The sequence below is a fragment of the Candidatus Krumholzibacteriia bacterium genome (genome assembly GCA_035268685.1).
In the GTDB taxonomy this organism is placed as follows: Bacteria; Krumholzibacteriota; Krumholzibacteriia; order JAJRXK01; family JAJRXK01; genus JAJRXK01.
This window is the reverse complement of the sequence record DATFKK010000125.1, coordinates 1-11,541: the sequence shown is the minus strand read 5'-3', so window position 1 is coordinate 11,541 and position 11,541 is coordinate 1. Positions and strand designations below refer to the sequence as shown.

Annotated in this window: 11 protein-coding genes; 8 read left to right on the top strand and 3 right to left on the bottom strand. The window is 69.2% G+C overall.

Annotated elements, in window-relative coordinates; translation table 11 throughout:
* The 3 genes from VKA86_11985 to VKA86_11975 all read right to left on the bottom strand — a co-directional run.
* A partial coding sequence (locus VKA86_11985; GenBank protein ID HKK71932.1) for an LLM class flavin-dependent oxidoreductase occupies nucleotides 1-706 on the bottom strand: 706 nt, incomplete at its 3' end.
* A 2-nt stretch (nucleotides 707-708) separates the two neighbouring features.
* Nucleotides 709-1,500: an SDR family oxidoreductase gene (locus tag VKA86_11980; GenBank protein HKK71931.1), complete on the bottom strand. Its 792-nt coding sequence runs from the start codon at nucleotides 1,498-1,500 to the stop codon at nucleotides 709-711.
* Between the two features lie 23 nt (nucleotides 1,501-1,523).
* Nucleotides 1,524-2,651: a tryptophan 2,3-dioxygenase family protein gene (locus VKA86_11975; GenBank protein HKK71930.1), complete on the bottom strand. Its 1,128-nt coding sequence runs from the start codon at nucleotides 2,649-2,651 to the stop codon at nucleotides 1,524-1,526.
* 190 nt (nucleotides 2,652-2,841) lie between these two features.
* On the opposite strand from VKA86_11975, the gene VKA86_11970 reads away from it, so the two are divergent.
* The 8 genes from VKA86_11970 to VKA86_11935 all read left to right on the top strand — a co-directional run bounded on the left by VKA86_11970 (nucleotide 2,842) and on the right by VKA86_11935 (nucleotide 11,302).
* Entirely contained in the window at nucleotides 2,842-4,251 is a 1,410-nt protein-coding gene (locus tag VKA86_11970) for a FapA family protein (protein ID HKK71929.1), read from the top strand.
* A gap of 118 nt (nucleotides 4,252-4,369) precedes the next feature.
* Nucleotides 4,370-4,963 carry a hypothetical protein gene (locus VKA86_11965; GenBank protein ID HKK71928.1) on the top strand — a complete coding sequence of 198 codons (594 nt, stop codon included), beginning with the start codon at nucleotides 4,370-4,372 and terminating at the stop codon, nucleotides 4,961-4,963.
* Between the two features lie 121 nt (nucleotides 4,964-5,084).
* Nucleotides 5,085-6,758, top strand: a complete 1,674-nt coding sequence (ftcD, locus tag VKA86_11960; GenBank protein HKK71927.1) for a glutamate formimidoyltransferase — start codon at nucleotides 5,085-5,087, stop codon at nucleotides 6,756-6,758.
* An 85-nt stretch (nucleotides 6,759-6,843) separates the two neighbouring features.
* Entirely contained in the window at nucleotides 6,844-7,635 is a 792-nt protein-coding gene (locus VKA86_11955) for a hypothetical protein (protein ID HKK71926.1), read from the top strand.
* Nucleotides 7,636-7,725: 90 nt separating this feature from the next.
* Entirely contained in the window at nucleotides 7,726-8,376 is a 651-nt protein-coding gene (locus VKA86_11950; protein ID HKK71925.1) for an ankyrin repeat domain-containing protein, read from the top strand.
* 4 nt (nucleotides 8,377-8,380) lie between these two features.
* The gene (gene zupT, locus VKA86_11945) at nucleotides 8,381-9,190 is read left to right on the top strand and encodes a zinc transporter ZupT (protein HKK71924.1); all 810 of its coding nucleotides are present in this window, start codon (nucleotides 8,381-8,383) and stop codon (nucleotides 9,188-9,190) included.
* A gap of 134 nt (nucleotides 9,191-9,324) precedes the next feature.
* Nucleotides 9,325-10,230 carry a TIGR01777 family oxidoreductase gene (locus tag VKA86_11940; protein ID HKK71923.1) on the top strand — a complete coding sequence of 302 codons (906 nt, stop codon included), beginning with the start codon at nucleotides 9,325-9,327 and terminating at the stop codon, nucleotides 10,228-10,230.
* A gap of 37 nt (nucleotides 10,231-10,267) precedes the next feature.
* Nucleotides 10,268-11,302: a proline dehydrogenase family protein gene (locus VKA86_11935; protein ID HKK71922.1), complete on the top strand. Its 1,035-nt coding sequence runs from the start codon at nucleotides 10,268-10,270 to the stop codon at nucleotides 11,300-11,302.
* The last annotated feature ends 239 nt before the right edge of the window (nucleotides 11,303-11,541 follow it).

Below are 11,541 nucleotides of genomic sequence, written 5' to 3'. Positions count from 1 at the left end.
CCTGGGGGACGATCTTCGTGGCCTCGAACTTCCATCGGTGCGGCAGCTCGATCGACTTCACCGTTGGCGAAGAGCCCGCGGCCCGGAGCAGTTCGTCCCACTCGTCGTCGCTCTTCACGTCGTCGCGGGTCACCTTCGCCTTCGGCAACTCCTCGCTCTCGACGACGTCGCCGCGCAGCAGATGACAGAAGACGAGTGCCGCCTCCTCGAAGATCTTCCCCTTCACGAGGGGCCAGAAGGCTTCTTCGAAGAAGTTCTGCGGGCGGATCCCCGTCGGCGTGTTGTTGAAGTCGAAGCGACCGGCGGCGAAGCCCACCTGGATCCGCCGCCGCTCCTCGCGGTCGAGGCCGTGCAGGGTGCAGAAGGCCGCGATGCGCTCGGCCGCGGCCACCGGACCGCCGTTGCACAGGATGTTCATGACCGCGCTGCCGCACTCGATGCGGTTCGTGCGCCGGAAGACCCGGGTGGCCAGCTGCAGGAAGTCGACGTTCAGGCCCACCTCGCCCTGCCAGTGCGGGATCACCGGCTTGCGATGGGTCTTCTGCACCTCGCTCGACAGGTGCGCCTCGGCGATCCACGCGGTGCCGAAGCCGAGCCCGTCGGCCGCCTCGACCTGGTCGAAGAAGTTCCCGAACATCGTCGCCTCGTCGGGGACGTAGCCGTCGACCGGCGTCTGGCTGATCGAGAAGAAGATGTCGTAGTCCATGCCTACAGCCCTCGCAGGCGGCCGCCCTCGACGGGCAGACTGTGACCGCGCACGTAACTGGCCAGGGGCGACACCAGGAACAGGACGGCGGCGGCGAGCTCCTCCGGCCGGCCCACCCGTCCCTCGGGGATCGTGTCCACCCAGGACCGTTCGATCTCCTCTTCGCTGCGTCCGGTGCGTTCGCTCAGGGCGGCCTTGAGCTCGGTCAGACGTTCGGTGGCGGTGTAGCCGGGCAGCACGTTGTTGATCGTCACGTTGGGCGGAAGTTCGTGGGCGACGGTCTTCGCCCAACCGACCATGCCGGCGCGCACGACGTTGCTCAGTCCGAGGTTCTCGATCGGCTCACGCGCCGACGTCGACAGCACGTTCACGAAGCGACCGTAGCCCTCCTTCTGCATGAAGGGCAGCAGAGCGCGCACGAGGAAGTGCGCGGTGATCTGGTGCCGGCCGAAGACGTGCACCAGGTCCTCCTCGCTCTTCTCGAGGATGGGGCCTGCTGCCGGGCCTCCGGTGTTGTGCACGCAGATGTGCACTCCGCCCGCGCCGGCCACGCGGTCCTTGATCGCGGTGGCGAAGTCGACGAGCCGGTCCATGTCCACGGCGATCGGGGTGGCCGTCGCCGCCCCGCGTTCGCGGAGTTCGTCGCACAGCGCTTCGAGCTTCTCGGCGCTGCGGGCGAGCACGAAGACCCCGGCTCCGGCGTCGGCGAGTGCGGTGGCAATGGCCCGGCCGAGGCCGCTGCTGGCCCCGCAGACCAGGGCCCGGCGTCCGGTGAGATCGATGGTGACCGCCATGGAGGCGTCCTCCGGGAAGGGGTTCAGCGTGCGAAACCGTACGACGCGGGATCGCGCAGCGCGGGCAGGGCCTCGCGCGGGAGCAACAGGCTGCGGACCGTCCACAGCTCCGGGAAGATCCGACCGCGGGCCGCTTCGTCGAGATAGTCGACACCACTGCTCCCACCGGTGCCGACGCGGCGCCCGATCGTCCGCTCGGTCATGCGGGCATGCCGGTGCCGCCACAGGACGAACTGTTCCTCGACCTCGACCACCGCGTCGACCAGCGTTCGCGGCCACGCGAGCAGTGGGAGTTCGCGGTAGGACTCGACGAACAACAGTCCCGCCCGGGCGCGGCGCAGGGCCAGGCGACGGTCGGGCGCGACGTCGTCGGCCTCGAGGAACCGACGGGCGGCCTCGAGGGTCCGGTCCACACGGCGGCGCAGGGCCTCGTCGTCGGCCACCGAGGCCGCCTCGAGCCGCTGCGCCATGGCCTCCTGGTCGACCCGGTAGGCCTGGAGGTACGCGTCGAGGAACTCGGCGATCCGGGCATCGTCGCCCGGCTCGCCGGGCCGGCTTCCCTGGATGGGCGTGCGGAAGAGCCACGCGTGAAGAGCCGAGCGCAGGGTCGGCTCCCGCCGCGTCGACCTGATCCGTTCACGGACGAAGGCGCCCGTCGGCGAGGTCTCCGCCGCCTCCAGGATGTGCTCCAGGGGGTCCACCCCGCCGTAGTCCGGTCGCTCGTGCTCGCCCATTCCCAGGACCAGTTCGATCTCCCGCATCTGGAAACTCTGGAAGCCGCTGGCCGGCACGAGCTTGTCGCGAAAGGCCAGGAAGTCCTGCGGCGTGAGCGTCTCCATTACACTCCACTGCTGGACCATCAACTTCATGATTTCGGACACGCGGCCGAGGTGGTGCACGACGTAGGGAACCGTCTCCTCGGGAACCTCGGGCTCCAGCAGGTGATCGCGCGCCAGTCGCAGCTCGCGCAGGCAGAGCTTGAACCACAGCTCGAAGACCTGATGGACCACCACGAAGTGGAGCTCGTCGGGCATGAGGCGGCTCTCGTCGTCGTCGAGACCGCCCTGCAACGAAAGCAGTGCGTCGAGACGCAGATAGTCCCAGTAGCTCGGCGGCGAACCGCCCGGTGAAGGAGTTCCGGTCGTTTCCATGGCTCCGTCGCACCAGGGGAAGGGCACGGATCGCGCGAGTCTACCCCGCCGTCGGCGCGGCGTCCAAGCCACGACCCGGAATCATGCTCAAGAACCGCCCCGCCCCCGCCGAAACCTCCGATCGAACCGGTGTGCCGTACCGCGGACCACGAGACGCGCGAGCCCGGGACGAGACCACGGGAGAGGGGTCATGACCACCACCGCCGCGTACGACCTGCAGATCAGCGACGACGGCCTCGAGGCCACGCTGTCGTTTCCCCGCGGCTCGGGTGACGTTCCCGAGCCGGCCGAGTTCCTGCGGTACCTGGCCGAGGAAGAGGGGCTGGTCGGGGTCGACGAAGACGCCGTGTTCGAGGTCCTCGAGGCCGTGAACTCCGGAAAGCGCGGCGGACCGGCGGTGATCGCCCGCGGCGAGAGCCCCGTCGACGGCGACGACGCCACGCTCGAATGGCTGGGAGAGTTCTTCGAACGCGTCCCGCTGCACCGTCCGGACGGCTCGGTCGACCACTTCCATCGCAACAAGACCAGCGTCGCTCCCGAGACGGTCCTGGCCCGCTGGGTTCCGCCGACCGAGGGGACGCCCGGCCGCACCGTTCGCGGAGTCCGCATCGATCCCGAACCCGGGCGGCCCTGGCGGCCGAAGCTCCACCACACGGTGGCCTGGACCGACGAGGACCACACCCACATCGAATCTCTGGTGGGCGGCCAGGTCGAGTACGCCAAGGGCCGCGTGAGCGTCTCGCAGGTCTACAAGGTGAGCGCGGTCGACTTCTCGACGGCGAGCATCGACTTCGACGGGGCCGTCGACGTCAACGGCGACGTCCTCGAGGGCTTCGACGTGACGGCCACCGGCAGCATCTCGGTGAACGGCTACGTCGAGAGTGCGCCGCTGCACAGTGGCGCCGGGATCACCGTGAAGCAGGGGATCATCGGCCGGAACAAGATCTCGGTGCACGCCGACGGAGACGTCGACCTGGGCTTCGGCCGCGAGCTCGACCTGACCTGCGGCGGCCAGCTCGTGAGCAGGGGCGAGCTCATGCGCCTGAACGCCGTGATCGGCGGTGACGTCACCGCGACCGGCAACCGCCTGGTGGGCGGCAACTGGCAGATCGGCGGCTCCCTGTACGTGGCCGAGCTCGGCTCCGAATCCGAGGTCCCGACCAGCATCAGCGTGGGGATCGACGCCGATCTCGAGAGCAAGCAGGCCGAACAGATCCAGGAGCGCGCCGACCTCCAGCTCGAGATCGAGAAGCGCCAGGAACAGATCGACTCCATGCAGCGCAAGCGCACGCGCACCGAGAAGGAGACCCTGGTCCTGCAGAAGCTCGAGGTCTACCTGCAGCAGCTCCACCAGAAGGAGCAGCAGCTCTCGGACGCCGAACGCCTCCTGCGCCGCCGCATCAAGATGCGCCGCCGCTACGGCATGGTCTGGGTCGACGAAGGAGTCTACCCCGGGGTGAAGATCTGGGCCGGTGGCAAGAACCAGCCGCTCGAGGTGACCACCTACATCCGCGGCCCGGTCCGTATCGGCTACATGCCCGGGCGTCAGAAGCCGGCGATCACCCACGGCCGCAACAAGAAGTTCGAGCCGGAGTGGTAGGTGCTCTCTCCAGAGACCACCCACCCCCGGGTCCTGCCCGACGAGACCGCCCGCGACCGCGACGCCCTCTGATGCGTTCAACCGGTGCGGAAACCGACCCTCGACCCTGGAGCCCCCTATGAAGACCACCGACCGCCACCCCCTGCCGACCCTGCTCGGCGTCCTCGCCTTGTTCCTCTGCGTCTGCTCCTTCGCGCCGGCGAGCGCGGAAGCCGCGAACGACCCCGCGCTGCACGCCGAGCCCCACGGAGCCCACGCCGCGCATCCGGCCCACACGCTCATGGTCTTCGTCGGCCCGGCGACCGAGCTGGCCAGCGGTTCGAGCGGCGAGGCCGCACCCGACGACCACCACGGCGACGATCACGGCAGCCACTCCTCGGACAACGTCGGCAGCTTCGGCCTGTCCTACTCCTACCGCCTCGCCGCCGCCGTCGGTGTCGGTCTGCTGTGGGAACGCGCCGGCTTCGAGACCCTGCACGAAGCCTTCGTCATGGCGCCGGTGTCGTGGTACGTGACCGACCAGGCCCGGCTACTGGCTGCGCCCGGTCTGAAGTACACCGGCGACAATCGCGAGACGATGCTGCGGGTCGGCGGTGGCTACACCTTCCACCTGGGCCACGCCTTCGGCATCGGCCCCGAGGTTTCGCTCGACTGGATCGAGGGCGGCCGCATGGCTCTGGTATACGGACTGGGTTTCGAGACCTTGTTCTGATCGGGGCGACGACGGGCGGGGGCGAGCCCGGAATCGCCCCCCTCGCCGAACTCCCCGCACGCTGCTACACTCCTCCGCCGATCGCCCTGAGCGAACCCCCTTCTCGCGCGGAGGAGCCCCCATGCGCGTCGTGGAATGTGTTCCGAACATCAGTGAAGGCCGTGACCGTGCCGTCATCGACGCCGTGGCCGGCGTGATCCACCAGGTCGAAGGCTGCGAGCTGCTCGACGTCGACCCAGGCGCGGCCACGAACCGCACCGTGATCACCTTCGTCGGCACGCCCGAGACCGTGGTCGAGGGCGCCTTCCAGCTGGTGAAGAAGGCGCAGGAACTGATCGACATGCGGCACCACTCGGGCGAGCACCCGCGCTTCGGGGCCACCGACGTGTGTCCCTTCGTGCCGGTCAGCGGCGTCGACATGGACGACTGCGTCGAGCTCGCCCACCGGCTCGGCCAGCGCCTCGGCGAAGAGCTCGGGATCAGCGGCTACTTCTACGAGAACGCCGCGCGCACGCCGGAGCGGCAGAACCTGTCGGTGGTCCGCAGCGGCGAGTACGAGGCCCTCGAGAAGAAGCTGTCCGATCCGAAGTGGAAGCCCGACTTCGGCCCCGCCACCTTCGACCCGAAGTTCGGCGTGGTCGCCGTGGGCGCCCGCGAGTTCCTGATCGCCTACAACGTCAACGTGAACACCGCCGACAAGCGCCTGCCCCACGAGATCGCGCTGCGCGTGCGCGAACAGGGCCGCGCCAAGCGCGACGAGAACTGGCAGATCGTCCGCGACGAGAACGGCAAGCCGCTCAAGGTTCCCGGCCGCCTGAAGAACGTGAAGGGCATCGGCTGGACGATCGAGGAGTTCGGCACGGCGCAGGTGTCGATGAACCTCACGAACTTCCGCGAGACACCGGTCCACGTGGTCTTCGACGCCTGCGAGGAGGAAGCCCGTGATCTCGGTGTGCGCGTCACGGGCAGCGAGATCGTCGGCCTGGTCCCGCTGCAGGCCATGCTCGACGCCGGACGCCACTACCTGCAGAAGATGAACAAGTCCGCGGGCGTTCCCGAGAAGGACCTCGTCGACACCGCGATCCGCTCGCTCGGACTGCGCGACGTCACCGACTTCGATCCGCAGGAGAAGATCATCGAGTACCGGCTGCGCCGGGAGGAAGGCCTGCGCACGCTGAGCATCCGGGACTTCGCCGACGAGCTGTCGAGCGAGTCTCCCGCGCCCGGCGGGGGCAGCGTGGCCGCGCTGTGCGGATCGATGGCCGCCGCTCTCGCCGCCATGGTGCCCAACCTCAGCGTGATCTGGCGCGACCCGGCCGAGGCCCGCGACACCATGAGCGCGATCGCGGAGGAAGCCCAGCAGCACAAGGACTGGTTCGTCCGCGCGATCGACGCCGACACCGACGCCTTCACCAGGGTGATCGAGGCCAACCGCCTGCCGGCCGGGACCCCCGAGGAGAAAGCCGCCAAGGAGCGCGCCCTGCGCGAGGCCAACCGTGGTGCCACGCTCGTGCCTCTCGACGTGCTCGAGCGAACGCTGCCGGTCTTCGACCTGGCCCGGCAAGCCGCCGAGAAGGGCAACCCGAACTCGCTCAGCGACGCGGGGGTGGCCGGCCTGTGCGCCCTGGCCGGCGCCGAGGCTGCGTTCTACAACGTGTTGATCAACCTGAACGGCATCGAGGGGGACGACGCCTGGGTCTCCGAGACCCGCGAGCGAGCCGACGCGGCGCTGGGTACGGCCGAGGAGAAGGCCTCCTCGTTGCGCACCCTCGTACGCGAACGACTGGGCGCCTGAGATCGCGGCCCGCCGCCCCGCTGGACCCGGGGGCGGCGGATCCGCATATTGTGGGCACGGCGTCCCCGTCCCTGGAGACCATTCCATGCGCTCATCGTTGCTCGCGCTGGCGTGCGCCCTGGCATGCGCACTGCCGATTCCCGCCCACGCTCTCGACGACACGCTGATCTGGGTCGGCATGCGCGGGGGCATGGGCTTCTACAACGACACCGACCCCGATCCGCTCGAAGAGCTGGCCACCCGGTTGTCGACCGGACGCCAGAGCTTCGACATCTCCGAGGAGGTCGAGTTCTTCGACAAGGAGTGGGGGATCCCCTTCGACGTCCGCGTCGGCTTCACGGTGACCGAGACGATCAACGCCTGGCTCTTCTACGAGCGGCTCCCGTACCTGCTCGAGGCCGACGCTCCGGATCGCTTCGCCTCGCCGGGATCGAACAAGACGGTCAGCCTGAACATCCCGGCCAACGTCTTCGGGGCCGGCTTCGACTTCCGCCTCGGGACGGAGGGGTACGGCAATTCGCTCCTCCTGGGCTTCGGCGCCGGCCGCTTCGAATCGCGCGGCGACGACGAGGACTTCAGCGGTCTCAGCAACTTCGAGGTGACGGGCTCGGGCGTGTTCTGGGAAGTGCAGGCGATGGCCGAACTCGAGTTCACGACCGAGCTGTCGTTCCTGCCCTTCGTCGCGTTCCGGTCGGCGGTCACGCGCGAGACCGACGTGACGGTGAGCCCGCGCAGCGACGCGCGCCCGGTGCCGCCCGGTGACATCCCGGAGTTCGAGATCGACTACACGGGAGTCACCATCGGTATGTCGGTGCGCTTCCGCGTGTATCCCTTCGACATCATCGGAGATCCCGACCTGGGCGGAGACGACGACTGACGGCACGAAGCGTGCGTGCGCCCACAGGGGACTGCGAGTAGACTGCGGCCCCGAACGCGCTCCCTCCTCTTGCCCGCGGAGTCCGCCGCCATGCCGCACGAGATCCTTCGCGCCATCCGTGGGGGCGATTCCGCCCGGGTCCGCGAGATCCTCGAACGGGATCCCTCGGCCGCCGCTTCCCGGGACGCCGACGGCGTGTCGGCGATCCTGCTGGCTCTCCACCATCGCGCGAACGAAGCCCTCGACCTCCTGCTCCGCGAGGACCCGGACCTCGACGTCTTCGAGGCCGCGGCCCTGGGCCGTACCGATCAGCTACGGCGAGGCCTGCGCGAGGACCCGTCACGGGTCGCGGCGCGCGCGGGGGACGGCTTCACGCCGCTGCACCTCGCCTGTTTCTTCGCGCACCTCGATGCGGTCGACCTGCTGATCGACAGCGGGGCCGACGTGAACGTTCCCGCCGACAACGAGAGTGCCGTTCGTCCCCTGCACAGCGCCGCCGCGGGCGGGGACTCCGACATCGTGGGGCTCCTGTTGCGCGACGGTGCGTCGGTGAACGCGCGCCAGGCCCGCGGCCATTCGGCCCTGCACGCCGCCGCCGCCGCGGGGAACACGATGATGGCGCGTCGCCTGCTCGAACACGGCGCCGACCCCGACCTCGCCGACGACGCGGGCCGCACGCCCGTCGACCTGGCCCGCGAGTCCGGACACGACGACCTGCTCGGCCTGCTGGAAGGTCGATGATCCCATGCTCGAGGGTCCGGTCCTCCTCGCATTCGGACTGACGCTGTTCGCGGGCCTGTCCACCGGCATCGGCAGCGCCATCGCGTTCTTCTCGAAGCGCACGAACGCGCGCTTCCTCGCCGTGTCGCTGGGCCTGTCGGCCGGCGTGATGATCTACGTGAGCTTCGTCGAGATCATCGCCAAGGCGCACGATTCGCTGGCGATCGCCCTGGGCGAGCCGGCGGCCTCATGGGCCACGACGGGCGGGTTCTTCGCGGGGATCCTGGTCATGGCGGCGCTCGATCGGCTACCCGCGCTCGAGGGCGGCAACCCCCACGAGCTCCGCCGCGTGGAGGAGATGACCGAAGACGAGCGACGGCAGCACCGGCTCATGCGCATGGGCCTCTTCTCGGCCTTCGCGATCGCCCTGCACAACTTCCCGGAGGGCCTGGCGACCTTCCTCAGCACCCTCGAGGACCCGTCGGTCGGCGTGTCGATCGCCGTGGCGATCGCGATCCACAACATCCCCGAGGGGATCGCCGTGGCCGTTCCGATCTACTACGCCACCGGCAGCCGCAAGCGAGCATTCCGGCTGTCGTTCCTGTCGGGCCTCAGTGAGCCGCTGGGAGCCGCGCTCGGCTACTTCCTGCTCCGGCCTTTCATGTCCGACGTCCTGTTCGGAACCGTCTTCGCCGGCGTGGCGGGCGTGATGGTGTTCATCTCGCTCGACGAGCTCCTGCCCGCGGCGGAGCAGTACGGCGAGCATCACGGTGCGATCTACGGGCTCATCTCGGGTATGGCGATCATGGCGCTCAGCCTGTTGCTGTTCCTCTGATCCGATCGCATCTCCATCACAGCTTCTACGTGGTGCGGACCGCTGCCGACCGTGCACGCTTGCTGTAGCATGTGGTGTCGGTCGGGGACCTCCGAGCCCCGGGAACGTCCACCCTTACGCGAGTGCCTGGGACCATGCGCATTCTGGTGACCGGCGCGACCGGTTTCGTGGGGCGCGCCCTCGTGGCGGCCCTGGTGGAGCGCGACGTCGAGGTCGTGGCCTCGTCCCGGAACCCCCTGCGGGCGGCGAGTCAGCTCCCGTTGATCTACCGGCACGTGAAGTGGGACCCGAACGTCGGCCCCGCGCCCCGCGAAGTCTTCGACGGCGTCGATGCGATCATCCACCTGGCCGGCGAGAACGTGGCCGGCCGCTGGACCGACGACAAGAAGAAGCGCATCCGCGACAGCCGGGTTCTCGGCACCCGGCACCTCGTCGACAGCCTGCGCGGCCTCGACGACCGCCCACGCACACTGGTGAGTGCGAGCGCGATCGGCTACTACGGCGACCGGGCCGACGACGAACTCCGCGAAGACGACGAGCCCGGCGACGACTTCCTCGCCCGGACCTGTGTCGAGTGGGAGACCGAGGGGGTCCATGCCCGTGCGCTCGGCCTGGACGTGGTCCAGCTCCGCATCAGCATCGTCCTCGACCCCGCGGGGGGTGCGCTGCAGCAGATGCTGCCCCCCTTCCGTTTCGGGGTGGGCGGCCCGCTCGGCTCCGGCGACCAGTGGTGGAGCTGGATCCATCGGGACGACCTCGTCCGTATGTTGATAACGTCGGTGGACGAGCGATGGGACGGCCCCTACAACGCCGCCGCGCCGGGTGTCCTGCGCCAGAAGGAGTTCGCCGACGTTCTCGGTGACGTGCTCGGGCGCCCCTCGTTCGTCCCGGCGCCGGCCTTCGCCCTGCAGATGTTGTTCGGCGAGTTCTCGACGGAGCTGCTCGCCAGCAAGCGGGTGGTGCCCCAGCGGGCGCTGGACGCCGGCTTCGAGTTCCGTCACCCCGAACTCGTGGACGCCCTGTTGGATCTCCTCGACTGACCCTCGTCGTTCCCACCTCGCGCACCCGGAGGACCGAATGGCTTCCGTCGACGATCGCAACTCGACCGACTCCCGCCCCACCCCGCGTGGCGCCTGGAGCAAGGCCACCGCCAGCGAGACCGGCGCCCCGCCCACCCACCACGAGGGCGCGCTGAAGCGCATGTTCCACAAGGGCATGGTCGGTGTCCTGCGGGCGGCGCCCAAGCCGCTCGTGCGCCTGGCCGCCGACGCCTACATCGCCGGCGAGACCCGGGAGGAGGCCCTGCAGACCGTCGACCGTATCTGGAAGGAACGCGGCCTCCACTCGACCTGCGACGTGCTCGGCGAGGACGTCGAGAACGACGCCGACATCCAGGCCTACTACGACGAGTTCCACGCGCTGATCCAGGACATGGCCAGCCGCCGCGAACACGGCAACGTGTCGATCAAGCTCAGTGCCTTGGGGCAGATGATGGACGAAGAAGCGTGCTACGAGCGCGCCGTAGCCCTGTTGTCGCTCGCCCGCGACAGTGGCCAGTTCATGCGCCTGGACATGGAGGACCACACCACCATCGACTCGACCCTGCGCCTCTACCGCCGCTTCCGCGAGGCCGGTTTCGACAACTGCGGCGTGGTGTTGCAGTCCCGCCTGTTCCGCACTCGCCAGGACATCGCAGATCTCGCACCGTTGCAGCCGAACGTGCGCCTGTGCATCGGGATCTACCGCGAGCCCCCTGAGATCGCGATGCAGGACAAGCACCAGATGAAGCAGCACCTGCTCGAGCTGCTCGAGGTGCTGTGGGCCAACGGCCAGCACGTCGGCATCGCCACCCACGAGGAGTGGGTGATCCGCGACAGCCTCGCTCTGGCCGAGCGCATGGGCAAGCCCATGGAAGAGGTCGAGGTGCAGCACCTGCTGGGCGTCCCGCGTGAAGGGCTCCAACGCGAGCTCGTGGGGCTCGGCGTGCGCGTGCGTCTGTACGTGCCCTACGGCGAGCAGTGGCACCCCTACTCGATGCGCCGGCTCGAGAACAATCCCGACATGTTCGGCATGGTCGCCTGGAACATGATCAGCGGGCCGTTCCGGAAGTAGGGGCGGGGCGCGGTGGCGCGGGTGTTGGGCGCTGGGCGCCGGGCGCCGGATTCGAGGCCGACATTCGTTTCGCTCACTTCCGCGGTGGAAGCGGGATCGGTTTTCGCGCGGCGCCGTGGGTGCGCACCACCGTCCACCGCGCGGGCGTGGGCCCGCTCCGGATCGGGCCGCGGGCACCGGCCGCGGTTCCGGATCTAGGTCGGATGATCGCTCGTGGGTTCGTGTTGGGGGGTTCGTGT